Genomic DNA, 14,619 nt, shown 5'->3' with positions numbered 1-14,619 from the left:
GCTGGTACGGGTGCGATCGGATCGGGTGCTGGCCTTCCCCGCGGCGCCACGGCGCGCGAGAGCTGTCGGGCGCGGCGCGCGTCATGGGGCCGAGCTCAGGTTCACAGACTCCCGGACCTGGCCCGAGGCTGCTCACGCCACAACCACCCAGACCACCGGATACGGCGCCGCGCGGGCCTGGTCGTGGGATCGGCTGCATCCCAGGCTGACCCACCGCGGCACCTGGGCCGACCACGACGGTGACCTACCGATCATCGAGGGGCCAGACCGGGACCAGGCCGTCCGGCGGGTTCACACAACACCCACCGCGCCCTCCGACACGACCCCGGCAAAACATCACAACGGACACAACAACCACAAGCGGGACCGAGCAAACACCGTAAAACTCAAGCTCAGCGGGCGTCTGCGAACCTCGGTGAGGATCGGCGTGTGGCGTCGGGAGGTGGATGAGCTCCCGGTAGATCATGACCATGTCCCGCCGCCTCGCCCGCCTGGGACCGATGACCCCGGAACTCGGACGCCTCTCAGACCGTCACGTTCCCCGGCCACCGAGGTGACGAGGACCTTCACGCCTCGGCCATCCTGGCGAGCACACCCAGCCCGCGCCGTTCGGGAATCAGGCCCCGCAGACCCGCGGGCGCCGCTACCCGCCCCGGCTCGAACCCATCGCCGGGAGCCGAGCGGGGCCGGATCACCGAGGAACGGCGAGCCCAGCAGGTGTGCGGGCGGGACGCTCACCCGGACCCCGCCGGAGGGGTCGAGCAGGGCGTGCGCGCCACTGTCGGCGACCGAGCCGGAACGCGGAACGCGACCTCGCCGTCGAGCAGGCACACCGACGTGGCCAACGAGTGGTCACGCGGGAACCCAGTCCGCGTTGGCCCCGCAGATCACCAGGCACGGCAGGTCACCCGGCACGCGACCGGCCAACCACGCGGCGAACGGCACCGCGCCGGCCGGTTCGACGGCGAGCCGGAACTCCTCCCACAGCCGGTTCCGCGCCTCGATGATCTCCGCGTCGCTCACGAGCACCGACCGCACCGGGCCGGCGCGCAGGATCTCGAACGGCTTGTCCCCGATCCGGGTCGCGCCCAGCGCCGAGGACGCCACCGAGCGCACCGCCGAGTCCACCGGCCGCCCGGCGGCCAGCGCGTCGTGCAGCGCCTGGCAGTGCTCGGGCTCCACCGCGGTCACCGGCCGGCCACCGGCCCCGAGCACCGTGCCGGCCGCGAGTCCGCCGCCGCCGACCGCCACCACCAGGTTGTCCACGTCCGGCGCGTCCGCGACCGCCTCGGCGGCACACGTGCCCTGGCCGGCTATCACCAGCGGGTCGTTGTACGCCGGCACGTACCGGGCACCCGCCTCGACCGACGCCGCCGCCGACGCCGACGCCGCCGACATCGCCTCGGCCGCCGCCTCCGCGTAGGTCGCGCCGTGCCGGATCAGCGTGGCCCCGGTCGCCTCGATGCGGCGCGCCTTCGCGAGCGGCACCGACTCCGGCGTGTAGACCGTCGCCGGCAGCCGCAGCAGGGCCGCGGCGGTCGCGACGGCCAGGCCGTGGTTGCCGCCGGACGCGGTGACCACATGCTCGGGTCGCTCGCCGCCGCCCAGCGCGCTGAGCGCGCCACGCAGCTTGAACGAGCCGGTCAGCTGCAGGTTCTCCAGCTTGAGCACGACCGGGAGACCGTCGATCCGCGCGCGCAGTACCGGAGTGCGCCGGATGTGCACCGCGATGCGCTCGGCGGCCCGGCCGACGTCGGCGGGCGTCGGCAGGATGGTGGACGTCGTCATGCGTGCCATCCTGAGCTACCCGTCAATCCCAACGAGGAGGTGGTCGGTGCCGGCGGTGCTCGCGTTCGGGGCCGCGTGGTGGCTCGGCCTCTACCTGCTCGCGCGCGACCCGGCCAAGCCGACGTTGCGCCGCGCCGGCGCGGGCCTGCTGAGCTACGGCCTCGCCCTCGCGGTCGACGAGCTGCGCCCCTTCGGCGACGTGCTCGCCGCCCTGCACACCGTCCTCCTGAGCCTGCCCGCCGTGCTGTGGACCGGCGTGCTGCTGCGGCTGCTGCCGGGGCGGAGCGACCGGTGGTGGGTGCGTGGCGCGCTGCCCGCGTCCGTCGCCGTCGCCGCGGTGGCCGGCTACCTCGGCGAGCCGGTGCTCGCGGCGGTCGTGCTCCTGCCGCTGTGCTGGACGGTCTCGCTGTACGTCCGCGGCACCCGGCAGCTCCTCGTCGCCTCGCTCATGCTCGGGCTCGCCGCAGGGCTGCTGCTCGTCGGCCTCGACGCGCAGCCCCGGCCGCTGTGGCTCGCCGCGATCGGTGTCGACCTCGTCGCGCTCGGTGTGGTCATCGCGGTCTTCGACAGCTTCGCCGAGGGCGAGACGCTGCGCCGCGACATGTTCCACTCGCTGCTCGTGTCCGGCGCCACCGCCGTGCTTTTCGGCGGCCAGGTCGTGCTCGCGATCATCCTCACCGGCGACCGGCGGGCGCTCACCCTGCTGCTGTACGGCGTGGTCGGGGCCGCGATCGCCGTGCAGGTGCTGGCCCGGCCCATCCAGACCGCCGCCGACCGGCTCGCCATGCCGCCTTCGCTGCGGCGCACCCGAACCGAGCTGCGCGACGTGGCCGACGCCCTGCCCCGCCGCGACGAGACCATCGCGCTCGCCGGGCTCGCCGAGGCCGAGTTCGTCCGGCTCACCCGCCGCGCCCTGTCCCACTACGGCGACCTCGGCAAGCTCGTGACCAGCCCGCTGACCGCGCTGCCCGCGATCGGCGAGCGGCTCGCCACCCGCGGCGGGGCCGACGCGCCGCTGGAGCGGGCCACCGAGCTGAAGGCGCTCCTGCTCGACACGATCACCCGGCTCAAGCCCCGCGACGGCGAGTTCGGCACGAGCGAGGAGTGGCGGCACTACAACGCGCTCTACTTCTACTACGTCGTCGGCGTCCGGCCCTACAGCGTGCGGACGAAGCTCACCGAGCTCGACCCGGTGTCCCGGCGCGCGCTCGCGTGGTTCGCCGACCACGTCCCGGAGCGCACCCTGCACAACTGGCAGGCCGCCGCGGCTCGGGTGGTCGCCACCGAGCTGCGTGCCGGCCTGCAACTGACCTGCGGTAACGGTGTGCTGGCAGTAGTTGGCAGCGGTTGGTGTGGTGCTGGCAGTGCCCGCGGGCCGACCGTCGGAGGCGTTCAACCCGACTCCCACGGAGGACCTCATGACGATCACCGAGACCCACCCCGGCCGGCTGCTCCGCTTCGCCCTCACCGCCGACGGCGTGGCCACCGGCGCCTCGGGCGTGGCGCTCACGGCGCTCGCCGGCGTGCTCGACGGCCCGCTCGGCATCGGCTTCGGCTGGCTGCTCGGCACCGGCCTGTTCTTCCTCGGGTGGGGCGCCTTCGTTCTCCACCTGGGCACCCGCCCGACGATCAACCGGCGCGGCGCGACGTTCGTGGTCGCGGTCAACCTGCTCGCCGCGCTCGACAGCGTGCTGGTGGCGCTCGTCGGCGACCTGACGGCGCTCGGCACCGTCGTGGTGCTCGTTCTCGCCGTGGCGGTCGCCGCGATCGCGGTCCTGCAGATCGAGGGCCTGCGTCAGAGCTGACCGAAGATCGAGGTGAACTCGAAGCTGCCCTGGGAGATGCCCGAGCAGGTGGGGGAGACCCCGCCGCCCGGGCACGACCCGTTGTCCCGGCCCGCCGACCAGAACGCGAGCAGCCCGATCTGGTTCGCTCGGGCCCAGTCGACCAGCTGACGGGCGTGCGCGAGCTCGAAGACCTTGCCGTTGTAGTTGCGGCCGATCATCGGCGTGACGCCGAGCCGGCTGGTGAGGTTCGGGTCGTTCGGCCAGATCTCCCGCATCTGCCGCAGCGTGCTCTCCGCGGCGGCGATCACCGCGTCACCCCAGCTCGGGCGGCTGGTGCCGAACTCCATGGTCATCGGGTTGACGAGCACGTCGACGCCGTGCGCGGCCGCGGACCGCAGCACCTGGACGGAGTACGGGTCCATGCCGTAGTCGTCGCCGAGGACTCGCATCGTGTAGCTGACCGCGGTGCCGCGCTCGTCCTGCACCTGCTTGAGCGCCTGGTTGACCATGTCCTGCGGGATCGTCGCCTCGACGTCCACGTCCAGGTGGTTGGTGTCGACGGTGTCAAGGATCTCCCGGTACGCCCCGGCGAGGGCTTCGGCGCTGCCGCAGGTGTACTCGAGATACGGCCCGGCCGCCCCACCGGTGGCGACGACGACCTCGCCGCCCATCGCTTGCAGCGCGCGGATGTCGTCGATGATGCGCGAGTCGTTCAGCGGGATCGTGCCGCCCCACGACGGGTTGCAGCCGGTCGAGTCGGCCAGCGCGAACGCGAGCGTGAACACCTTGTGCCCGGTGGCGTTCGCGACGTCCACGAGGGACGGCGACGGCATGGTGACGTCGATGTAGGGCGCCGCAACGGGAGCGGCCTTGTCGTCCGCTGTGGACGGTGTGCTGAGGACCGCGGTGGCGGCGAGCGCGACGAAGATGGTGGAGGCGGCCTTGCGCGAGCTGAGCATCATTGGTCACCTTCGCGAGAAACCGATCGGGTGCGGGGAGTTACCACGGTAAGTGGTTCAGACCACAGGGTCAACAGGTCTAGACCTGTGCCCATGCAGCACACTTGGCACGTGTCCAACGCACCTTGGCCGCCGGGGACGGCGACCGCCATCGGCTCGATGCCCGGCGCCGACCCGCTCGAGGCGGCGGCCGTGGTCCTCGGGGAGCTGCCCGACCTGCCGCACCTTCCCGAGCTGCCGGGGCGCGGGCTCGGCACCGATCTCGTCGGGCGGTCCGCCGGGCTCCTCGTCGACATCGCCGTCGAGGTCGTGCCCTCGGGCTACCGGGTCACCGCCCGGCCAGGCGCCGACCACCGGCGGGCCGTCGACCAGCTGCGCCGCGACCTCGACGCGTTCGAGCAGGCCATCGAGCAGGCCGGCCGGCCGTCGCTCGTGAAGGTGCAGGTCGCGGGGCCGTGGACGCTCACCTCCGAGGTCGAGCTGCCGCGCGGCCACCGGGTGCTCACCGACCCGGGCGCACTCCGCGAGTTCGGCGAGTCGCTCGCCGATGGCCTGGCCCGGCACGTCGCCGAGGTGCGCAAGCGGACCGGCGCGGACGTCGTCGTCCAGATCGACGAGCCGTCGCTGCCCTCGGTGCTCGCCGGGGTCCTCCCGACGCCGTCCAAGCTGGGCACCGTGGCGGCCGTCGCCGAGCCGGACGCGCGGGACGGGCTCGCCGCCCTGGTCGACGCCGCCAGGCGGGCGAGCGACCGGCCGGTGGTCGTCCACTGCTGCGCGCCCCGCCCACCCGTCACGATGATCCGTGCGGCGGGCGCGGACGCGATCGCCCTGGACGCCACCCTCCTGGAGGGCACCCCGGCCGTCTTCACCGACGAGCTGGGCGAGGTCTTCGACGACGGCTGCGTCCTGTTCCTCGGCCTCGTCCCCAGCACCGCTCCGGCCACGCCGCTCACCCTCGAGCGGGCGGCCCGCCCGGCGCTGGACCTCGTCGACCGCCTCGGCTTCCCCCGCGAGACGCTCGCCGGCCGCGCCGTCCCGACCCCGACGTGCGGCCTCGCCGGCGCGACCGCCGGCTGGGCCCGCCGCGCGCTCGCGCTCACCCGGGACCTCGGCAAGGCGTTCGTGGAGCCTCCCGAGTCCTGGTGACGGGAGTACCGTCCTGGGCGAGCCGAGGGAGGTTCGCCATGGCTGTCGTACTCGCGATCGGAACCCGCAAGGGTCTGTGGCTCGCCACCAGCACGGATGCCCGGGTCGCCTGGGACGTCACCGGCCCGCACCACCCGATGACCGACGTCTACGCGCTCGGCTTCGACACCCGCCGCGCCACCCCGCGCCTGCTCGCCGGCGTCACCAGCGAGCACTACGGGCCGAGCGTGGCCCACAGCGACGACCTGGGCGCGACCTGGCGCGAGCCGGACCACGCACCGATCGCGTTCCCGGCGGACACCGGTGCCGCGCTCGCGCGGGTGTGGCAGCTCGCGCCGGGACCGGAGAGCTCACCGGAGGTTGTCTACGCGGGCGTCGAGCCGTCGGCGGTGTTCCGGTCGACGGACGGCGGCGAGACCTACGAGCTGGTGCGCGGGCTGTGGGACCACCCCCACCGTCCGAAGTGGACTCCGGGTTTCGGCGGCATGGCCGTGCACTCGATCGTGCCGCACCCCACCGACGACCGGCGGGTGACGGTCGCGATGTCCACCGGCGGCGTGTATGTCACCGAGGACGGCGGCACGACCTGGCACGCGAGCAACCGCGGCATCCAGGCCTACCGCAGCCCCGACCGGTACCCCGAGTTCGGCCAGTGCGTGCACAAGATCGCCCAGCACCCCGACCGCCCGGAGCGGTTCTTCGCACAGAACCACCACGGCGTGTACCGCAGCGACGACGGCGCCGCGACCTGGCAGTCCATCGCCGACGGGTTGCCGGCCGACTTCGGCTTCCCGATGGTGGTGCACCCGCGGCGGCCGGACGTGGTCTACACCTTCCCGCTGACCGCCGACGAGCTGCGGTTCACGCCGGGTGGCCGGTGCGCGGTGTACCGCAGCGAGGACGCCGGCAAGTCCTGGGACGCGCTGACCGACGGTCTGCCCGAGCACTTCTGGACCGGCGTCCTGCGCGACGCCATGTGCCTCGACTCGGCCGACCCGGCCGGCGTCTACCTCGGCACCCGGTCCGGCGCGGTGTACGCGAGCCGGGACCAGGGCGACAGCTGGCGCCCGGTCGTCGAGCACCTGCCGGACGTGCTGTGCGTGCGGGCCGTGGTGGTCTGAGTGGTCACCGTGGTGCTGCCGGGCGCGCTCCGCCCGCGGGCCGGCGGTCGGTCCACAGTGGACATCGAGGTGGCGGACGGGGCGACGCTGGCCGACCTGCTCGACGTGCTGGCCGCCGAGTACCCGGGCCTGGAACGGCGGCTGCGCGACGAGCGCAAGCGACTGCGCCGGTACGTGAACTTCTTCGTGGACGGGGAGGAGTGCCGCCAGCTCGGCGGCGCCGCGACCCCCCTGCGCGGCGCCGCCGAGGTGGCGATCATCCCCTCGGTCGCCGGCGGAAGCTGGCCGCCACCACCACGGTGAGCAGGGCGAACCCCGCCGACATCGTGAACGCCGCGCTCATCCCGTCGACCAGTACGTCCGCCGGCGACCCGCCCGTCTCGGCCGTGGACCGCGACGCCGAGCCGGCCACGGTCACCAGCACCGCCAGCCCGAGGGTGGCACCCACCTGCTGCATCGTCTGCAGCACGCCGCCCGCCGCGCCCGCGTCGGCCGGCCGGACCGTCGACATGATCACCACGGTCAGCGGCGTGAACGCGAGCCCGCCGCCCAGGCCGAGCACGACCATCGGCCCGAGGAGCCCCGTGACGTAGCCGCTCGACGGCGACAGCCGGGTCAGCCACGCCAGCCCGAGAACCATCAGCACCGTGCCGGCGATCACGAACGGCTTGGGGCCGAAGGTCGGCAGCCAGCGCGGCATCAGCCGGGACGCGGTGAACAGCACCGTCGCCAGGGGCAGGAACGCGAACCCCGTCCGCAGCGCCGAGTACCCGACGACCTCCTGCAGGAACTGGGTGAGGAAGAAGAACGCCGACATCATCGCCATCGGGCCGAGGAAGAAGTTGAGGTAGCCCGCGGCCCGGTTGCGGTCGGCGAACAGGTGCGGCGGCATCAGCGGCTCCCGCGTCCGCACCTCGATGCACAGGAACCCGGCCACCAGCACCGCCCCGGCCACCAGCGCGGCCAGCGCCGCCCGGTCCGCCCAGCCGGCCTCGGCGGCGCGGATGAACCCGTACACCAGCGCCGCGATGCCGGCCGTCGCGGTCAGCGCGCCGGGCAGGTCGAGCCGGGCCGGGTGCCGCTGCGGCTCGCGGATGAACCGCGGTCCCAGGGCGAGGATCGCCAGGCCGAACGGGAGGTTGATGAAGAGCACGGCGCGCCAGGTGAACCACTCGGTGAGCAGCCCGCCGACGATCAGCCCGATCGCGAAGCCGGCGCTCGCGACGCCGGAGAAGACCGACAGGGCCCGCACCCGCTCGCGCGGCTCGGTGAACATGCTGGTGATCAGCGCGAGGGTGCTCGGCCCTGCGGCCGCCGCGCCGAGGCCCTGCAAGATCCGGGCCACCAGCAGCCAGCCCGCCGAGTCGGCGAGCCCACCGAGCAGCGAGGCGGCGGTGAACAGGGCGACGCCGCCGAGGAACAGCCTGCGGCGGCCGAACAGGTCGCCCGCCCGGCCGCCGAGCAGCAGCAGGCCGCCGAAGACGAGCGTGTAGGCGTTGATCACCCAGGACAGGCCGGCCGGCGTGAAGCCGAGGTCGACGCGGATGCGGGGGAGTGCCACGTTCATCACGGTGACGTCGAGCAAGAGCATGAGCTGGCAGGTGACGATGATCGCCAGGGTCGCGCCGGGCCGGGCCGGGGCGGGTCGCGCCAACGTTTGCTGAGACAAGGAAACCCCTAAGCGGAGAAACTCTCCATTTTGACTCGGCTAGCATATGGAGAGCATCTCCGGATGCGCAAGACTATCCGGAGAATCTCTCCACTTGGAAGAGGTGAGTGCGTGGCGACAGCGGAGTCCGCCAGGCCGATCTGGCCCGAGCGGCCCATGCGGGCCGACGCCCGGCGCAACTACGACCGGATCGTCGACACCGCCCGGGACGCGTTCCTCGAGCACGACATCGACGTCCCGCTGGACGACATCGCCAAACGGGCCCACGTCGGCGCCGGCACGCTCTACCGGCACTTCCCCAGCCGTGCGGCGCTGATCGAGGCCGTCTACCGCGAGGAGGTCACCCGGCTGGCCGACCGCGCCTACGCGCTGAGCAAGGAGCTCCCGGTCGAGGAGGCGCTGTTCACCTGGCTGCGCGAGCAGGTGCGGTGGCTTCGGGAGAGCAGCGGGCTGGCCATGGCGCTCAAGTCGGCGATCGAGGACACCTCGATGACCTTCGCCTACTGCAAGCAGGAGCTGCGCGCGGCGGTCAGCACGCTGCTCACGCCCGCGCAGGCCGCCGGCATCGTCCGCGCCGACCTCGAGCCCGTCGACATGATGCGGCTCGGGCACGGCGTCGGCACGGCGGCCGGCCACGCCGACGAGGCGGGCGCCGAGCGGCTGCTCACCATCGTGCTCGACGGGATACGCGCATGAGGTGGTTCCGCCGTCGCGAGACCCCGCCGCCCGCTCGGCCGAGGCCCGACCCGGAGGCGCTCGCCGAGCGGTTCTGGTGCGGCTGGCGGGAGATGCTGCCCGAGGTCGCCGCCGCGCTCGGCGACCGCGAGCCCGGCCGGGTCGAGAACCAGCTCTGCCAGCTTGTCGGTGACCTGCACCCGGACCTGCACTTCGCGCTCGAACGCGGCCGGCGGGCGATCTACGCGCTGGTCGTGAGCGGCCAGGAGGACCGGCGGCTGCGCGCGTTCACCGACGCGTGGAAGGCGGCCGCGCCACCCGAGGACGCGATCTGGGAGTACCACGACGCGGTCCCGCCGGTGCCCGACCCGACGCTGGTCACGGTGAACCTCGGCGCCCACCGGATCCGGCTCGCCGACGTCCGGGTCGTCGCGCAGGTCGACGAGGCCGAACGCGTGGTGGACGTTGCGGTGCACCATCCGGCGATGCGGGCGCTCGAGCTGGCGGCCCGCTCGGCCATGACCTACCTGCCGCTGGACGCCGCGCTCGGCGAGCGGCTCGCGGCCGAGCGGCTGCGCCGGGTGGAGACCGCGGACGCCGAGCCCGCGGACACGATCGGGTTGCTGGAGCTGCGCGATCTGGTGCACGAGCTGGCCGGCCTGGAGCCTCCGCCGCGGGACCCCGGAAATGTCGGACCCGACGACTAGTCTGCTCCCGTGACCAGTGTTTATGACAGTTCTGACGACGCCGTCGACGGGCCGGCCGAGGGCGTGGAGGACGTGCCCTCGGACGTTCGCGAGCGACACGGCGTGCTGGCCGAGGAGATCAACGGCCACCGCTTCCGCTACTACGTGCTCGACTCGCCCACCGTCTCCGACGGCGAGTTCGACACGCTGTGGCACGAGCTCCTCGCCATCGAGGAGGCACACCCCGGGCTGGTCACGCCCGACTCGCCCAGTCAGCAGGTGGGCGGCACCTTCTCCACCGAGTTCGCCGCATACGACCACCTCGAGCGGATGCTCAGCCTGGACAACACCTTCGACACCGACGAGCTCGGCGCGTGGGTCGACCGGGTCGAGAAGGAGCTGGGCGCCACCTCCTACATCTGCGAGCTCAAGATCGACGGGCTCGCCATCAACCTGCTGTACGAGAACGGCCGCCTGGTCCGCGCGCTCACCCGCGGCGACGGGCGCACCGGCGAGGACGTCACGCTGAACATGCGCACCCTCGAGGACGTGCCGCGGCAGCTCACCGCGACCGACGAGTTCCCGGTGCCCGACCTGGTCGAGGTGCGTGGCGAGGTGTACTTCCGGCTCGAGGACTTCGCGGAGCTCAACGCCACGCTGGTCGAGGCCGGCAAGCCCGCGTTCGCCAACCCGCGCAACACCGCCGCCGGCTCGTTGCGGCAGAAGGACCCCAAGGTCACCGCGAACCGCAAGCTGAAGCTGATCTGCCACGGGCTCGGCAAGCGCGAGGGCTTCGAGCCCGTGCGGCAGTCCGAGGCCTACCAGGCGCTCGCCGCGTGGGGCTTGCCCGTGTCCGAGCACACCAAGCTCGTCGAGTCGCGCGAGGAGCTGTTCGCGCACATCGACTACTGGGGCGCGCACCGCCACGATGTCGAGCACGAGATCGACGGCATCGTGGTCAAGGTCGACGAGGTCGCGAAGCAACGCAGGCTGGGCACCACGTCGCGGGCGCCGAGGTGGGCGATCGCGTACAAGTACGCGTCCGAACAGGTCACCACCACGCTGCTGGACATCCAGGTCAACGTGGGGCGCACCGGCCGGGTCACGCCGTTCGCGGTGATGGAGCCGGTGAAGGTGGCGGGGTCCACGGTCGCGATGGCCACGCTGCACAACGCGAGCGAGGTCAAGCGCAAGGGTGTGCTCATCGGTGACCGAGTGGTCATCCGCAAGGCGGGCGACGTCATCCCCGAGGTGCTCGGCCCGGTGGCCGACGTGCGCACCGGCGACGAGCGTGAGTTCCAGATGCCGAACCGGTGTCCCTCCTGTGGCACCACGCTGGCGTACGAGAAGGAGGGCGACGCCGACATCCGCTGCCCCAACGCGCTCGACTGCCCTGGCCAGCGCAAGGAGCGGCTCAGCTACATCGCCGGCCGGTCCGCGCTGGACATCGAGGTGCTCGGGTACGAGGCGGCGGCCGCGCTGATCGACTCGGGCGTGCTGCACGACGAGGGCGACCTGTTCGACCTCGACGAGGACAAGCTCACGTCGGTGGAGCTGTTCCGTACCAAGGCGGGCACGCTGTCGGCCAACGGGCAGAAGCTGCTCGCCAACCTCGAGCTGGTCAAGCAGCGTCCACTGTGGAAGGTGCTGGTGGCGCTGTCGATCCGGCACGTCGGGCCCACCGCCGCCCGGGCGCTGGCGCAGGAGTTCGGCTCGCTGCCCAGGATCATGTCGGCGTCGGAGGAGGAGCTGGCGGCGGCCGAGGGCGTGGGGCCCACCATCGTCACGGCCATCCAGGAGTGGTTCGCCACCGACTGGCGGCGCGAGATCGTCGAGAAGTGGAAGCGGGCCGGGGTGCGCATGGAGGACGAGCGCGACGCGTCGATCCCGCGCAACCTCGACGGCCTGCCCATCGTGGTCACCGGCAGCCTGCGGACGTTCTCGCGCGACGAGGCCAAGGAGGCCGTCCTGGCGCGCGGCGGCAAGGCGGTCGGGTCGGTGTCGAAGAAGACGGCGTTCGTGGTGGTCGGCGACGCGCCGGGGTCCAAGTACGACAAGGCGATCCAGCTGAAGGTCCCGGTCCTCGACGAGGACGGCTTCCGGGTGCTGCTCGCTGACGGCCCCGAGGCGGCCACCGCGGTGGCGACCATCGGCGCCGAGGAGTCGGACACCGAGGCAGACACCGACGCAGAGGCCGAGGCAGACACCGGAGCCGGAGCCGCCGCCGATGAGTGAGTTCGAGATCCGCGAGGCCCGCCCAGACGAGGTCACGGCCGTCGGCCTGCTCACCGTGGACGCGTACCGGGCGAGCGGCTACCTGGCCGGCGAGGGGTCGTACGCGCTGACGCTGGCCGATGCCGCGCCTCGCTCGCGTGAGGCGGAGCTCCTGGTGGCGGTCGACGCCGACGGCACGCTGCTGGGCACGGTCACCGTCGCGCCACCGGGCTCGCCGTGGTCCCAGGTGGCCGCGCCCGACGAGCTGGAGTTCCGCATGCTGGCGGTCAGCGCGGCGGCCCGCGGCCGTGGCATCGGCGAGGCGCTGACCCGCGCGGTCCTCGACCGGGCCGCCGAGCTGGGCTTACCCGGCGTCACCCTCAGCAGCTCGGAGGAGATGACCGCCGCCCACCGCTTGTACGAGCGCCTCGGCTTCTACCGAACGCCTGCCCAGGACTGGCAACCCGCCGAGGACGTCCACCTGCTCACCTACCGGCTGGACCTGCCGGCTCGCTGAGCACCCTGACCCACCGGTTGTGCGGGAACCCCGCGAGTCCGACGCTCGCGACCCGCGAGTCCGACGTTCGCGCGCCTGGCCGGGAGTCCGGAGTGTCGGCCTCGGCGCGGTGGCCTGGGGGAGGGGGGACCACGGGTGCGGCGACCACGACCGTGCCGGCGCGGCCGCGGCCCACGACGTGGCCGTCCTCGACCAGGCGTTGGTAAGCCTCGGTGACCACGCCGCGGGAGACCCGCAGCTCCGCCGCCAGCACCCGCGTCGCCGGCAGGCCGCTGCCGACCGGGAGCCGGCCGTCGGAGATCGCCGCGCGGAGCTCGCCCGCGAGCCACGCGGACCGGCCACCCGCGGGCGCGTCCGCGACCGACAGCTGGAGGAAGTCGGCCCCCGGCGATATGGACCAGTCAGCGACCTCCCCATTGGACCTGTTCACCGGACCATTGTGCCGGCACAGTCACCGGACATGAGCACCACGACCGAATACGTCCACGGGTACTCCGCCCCCGAGGCACGCCGCCTCGGCGACCAGGCCGACACGCTCGCCGGACTCCTCCACGCCGGCACCTCCTACCCGCCCGGCAGCCGCGTCCTCGAGGTCGGCTGCGGCGTCGGCGCGCAGACCGCCCACCTGGTCGCGTCGAGCCCCGGTGCGCGGATCGTCGCGGTCGACGTCTCCGCGGACTCGCTCGCCCAGGCCAGGGCCAGGGTGACCGCGCCGGTGGCGTGGCACCGGGCGGACCTGTTCGACCTGCCGTTCCCCGACGGCGCGTTCGACCACCTCTTCGTGTGCTTCGTGCTGGAACACCTGCGCGACCCGCACGCCGCGCTGGTGGCGCTGCGCCGGGTGCTCCGACCGGGCGGCACGATCACCGTCGTCGAGGGCGACCACGGCTCGGCGTTCTTCCACCCCGACAGCGCCGCGGCCCGCGCCGCGATCGACTGCCTCGTGCGCTTGCAGGCCGCGGCCGGCGGCAACGCGCTCGTCGGCCGCCAGGTCGAGCCACTCCTGACCGGAGCCGGCTACGAGGCCGTGACCGTCCACCCCTGCCACGTCTACGCCGACCGCACCCGCCCGGAGCTGGTGGAAGGCTTCACCCGCAACACCTTCACCGCGATGGTCGACCTGGTCCGCGCCGAGGCGATCGCCGCGGGCATGACCACGGCCACCGAGTGGGTCCGGGGCATCGCAGACCTCGACCGCACCGCCGAGGACGGCGGCACCTTCCACTACACCTTCACCAAGGGCGTCGCGGTGAACCTCTGAGCGTTTCGCCACCACGGGGTGGGCAGGGTCGCTACCGTGCGCGCGTGATCAACCTTCTCGTGGGTGGGGTGGCCGGGGCCGTCCTGCTCGCGTTCGTCGGGGCACCGCAGTCGCTCGACATGATGGCGCTCGTCGGGCCGGACAGTCCCGAGGCCATCGGCACGCAGCTCGCCACCGCGCTGGCCGGCGCGGTCGCGACGGCGGCCGCCGTCCTGCTGTCCCGGCACTGGCGGTGGCTCGTCGCCGGCGGGGCGGTCGCCGTCCTCGTCGGGGTGGTGCTGCACGACCCGGCGCCGGCGCTGCTGACCGTCGAGATCGCGCCGGGCGACCCGAGGACGCCGGCGGACCCGGCCGTGACGGCGTTCGTGATGGCGGCGTCCGGCGTGCTGCTGATCGGCCTCCTCGGCCTGGCCCAGGAACTGCTCCGGGTGAGCCGGCTGGGTGCGGCCGTCGCCGGCCTGGTCGGGGTGGCCGGCTACTTCGGCGTCGCGCTCGTCGGGCGGCTGCTGACCGCGGAGCCGGCGATCCGCATCGCCGTCGCGGCGGTGGCCGCGGCCCTGACAGTGCTCACGATGCTCACGGCCGTCACCGCTCGACCCGGCGCCGCCATGGCTGAGGACGCCGAAGTCGGCGACCACGCGGTCGATGATCGGGCACGGCAGGGCGCCCTCCCTGCGGACACAGCGGCCGGTAGGCGAATCCGCCTCCTCGCGGCGGGTGCGGTGCTCCTCGCCGTGCTTCCGACCGTGCTCGTCGCGATCACCGGTGAGGTGGTCTTCGGCACCCTCGTCGGGGG

The 14,619-nt window shown here is 73.3% G+C and carries 13 protein-coding genes and 2 pseudogenes; 10 read left to right on the top strand and 5 right to left on the bottom strand.

Annotation, left to right across the window (positions count from 1 at the left end):
• Positions 1-852: 852 nt before the first annotated feature.
• Both GEV28_RS37675 and GEV28_RS37670 read right to left on the bottom strand, forming a co-directional pair.
• On the bottom strand, positions 853-1,788 hold the full coding sequence (locus GEV28_RS37675) for a serine/threonine dehydratase (protein WP_291418356.1): 936 nt from the start codon (positions 1,786-1,788) through the stop codon (positions 853-855).
• Positions 1,789-1,810: 22 nt separating this feature from the next.
• On the bottom strand, positions 1,811-3,094 hold the full coding sequence (locus GEV28_RS37670) for a hypothetical protein (RefSeq protein WP_291418354.1): 1,284 nt from the start codon (positions 3,092-3,094) through the stop codon (positions 1,811-1,813).
• 112 nt (positions 3,095-3,206) lie between these two features.
• Here GEV28_RS37670 and GEV28_RS37665 point away from each other — a divergent pair, with 112 nt between their 5' ends.
• On the top strand, positions 3,207-3,593 hold the full coding sequence (locus tag GEV28_RS37665; RefSeq protein ID WP_291418352.1) for a hypothetical protein: 387 nt from the start codon (positions 3,207-3,209) through the stop codon (positions 3,591-3,593).
• Here GEV28_RS37665 and GEV28_RS37660 read toward each other — a convergent pair.
• The gene (locus GEV28_RS37660) at positions 3,584-4,537 is read right to left on the bottom strand and encodes a chitinase (protein ID WP_291418350.1); all 954 of its coding nucleotides are present in this window, start codon (positions 4,535-4,537) and stop codon (positions 3,584-3,586) included. The two genes, GEV28_RS37665 and GEV28_RS37660, sit on opposite strands and share 10 nt — an antisense overlap.
• Before the next feature lie 108 nt (positions 4,538-4,645).
• On the opposite strand from GEV28_RS37660, the gene GEV28_RS37655 reads away from it, so the two are divergent.
• Genes GEV28_RS37655 through GEV28_RS37645 form a run of 3 tightly spaced genes read left to right on the top strand, consistent with a single transcriptional unit; the run spans position 4,646 to position 7,104 of the window.
• Positions 4,646-5,680, top strand: coding sequence for a methionine synthase (locus GEV28_RS37655; RefSeq protein ID WP_291418348.1), 1,035 nt, complete (start codon positions 4,646-4,648; stop codon positions 5,678-5,680).
• A gap of 38 nt (positions 5,681-5,718) precedes the next feature.
• Positions 5,719-6,801: a sialidase family protein gene (locus GEV28_RS37650; RefSeq protein ID WP_291418346.1), complete on the top strand. Its 1,083-nt coding sequence runs from the start codon at positions 5,719-5,721 to the stop codon at positions 6,799-6,801.
• Positions 6,802-7,104, top strand: coding sequence for a ubiquitin-like small modifier protein 1 (locus GEV28_RS37645; protein WP_291418343.1), 303 nt, complete (start codon positions 6,802-6,804; stop codon positions 7,102-7,104).
• Here GEV28_RS37645 and GEV28_RS37640 read toward each other — a convergent pair.
• Complete coding sequence (locus GEV28_RS37640) at positions 7,058-8,470, bottom strand: MFS transporter (RefSeq protein ID WP_291418341.1); 1,413 nt, start codon at positions 8,468-8,470, stop codon at positions 7,058-7,060. The genes GEV28_RS37645 and GEV28_RS37640 overlap by 47 nt on opposite strands.
• 111 nt (positions 8,471-8,581) lie before the next feature.
• On the opposite strand from GEV28_RS37640, the gene GEV28_RS37635 reads away from it, so the two are divergent.
• Genes GEV28_RS37635 through GEV28_RS37620 form a run of 4 tightly spaced genes read left to right on the top strand, consistent with a single transcriptional unit; the run spans position 8,582 to position 12,562 of the window.
• Entirely contained in the window at positions 8,582-9,166 is a 585-nt protein-coding gene (locus tag GEV28_RS37635; protein ID WP_367115272.1) for a TetR/AcrR family transcriptional regulator, read from the top strand.
• Entirely contained in the window at positions 9,163-9,852 is a 690-nt protein-coding gene (locus GEV28_RS37630) for a hypothetical protein (protein WP_291418339.1), read from the top strand. The genes GEV28_RS37635 and GEV28_RS37630 overlap by 4 nt, the downstream gene beginning before the upstream one ends.
• Positions 9,853-9,861: 9 nt before the next feature.
• Entirely contained in the window at positions 9,862-12,066 is a 2,205-nt protein-coding gene (gene ligA, locus GEV28_RS37625; protein WP_291418337.1) for an NAD-dependent DNA ligase LigA, read from the top strand.
• Complete coding sequence (locus GEV28_RS37620) at positions 12,059-12,562, top strand: GNAT family N-acetyltransferase (protein ID WP_291418335.1); 504 nt, start codon at positions 12,059-12,061, stop codon at positions 12,560-12,562. Before ligA ends, GEV28_RS37620 begins: the two co-directional genes overlap by 8 nt.
• 133 nt (positions 12,563-12,695) lie before the next feature.
• On the opposite strand, the pseudogene GEV28_RS37615 reads toward GEV28_RS37620, so the two are convergent.
• Positions 12,696-12,992 (bottom strand): annotated as a pseudogene (locus tag GEV28_RS37615) (GntR family transcriptional regulator); the annotation flags it as partial.
• 30 nt (positions 12,993-13,022) lie between these two features.
• Between GEV28_RS37615 and GEV28_RS37610 the strand changes: the two are divergent.
• Positions 13,023-13,823, top strand: coding sequence for a methyltransferase domain-containing protein (locus GEV28_RS37610; protein ID WP_291418334.1), 801 nt, complete (start codon positions 13,023-13,025; stop codon positions 13,821-13,823).
• 44 nt (positions 13,824-13,867) lie between these two features.
• A pseudogene (locus tag GEV28_RS37605) lies at positions 13,868-14,619 on the top strand (hypothetical protein); the annotation flags it as partial.

This window comes from Actinophytocola sp. (genome assembly GCF_009379765.1).
Taxonomy (GTDB): Bacteria; Actinomycetota; Actinomycetes; order Mycobacteriales; family Pseudonocardiaceae; genus Actinophytocola.
The sequence above is the reverse complement of the archived record's forward strand: the minus strand, read 5'-3'. Positions and strand labels throughout refer to the sequence as shown.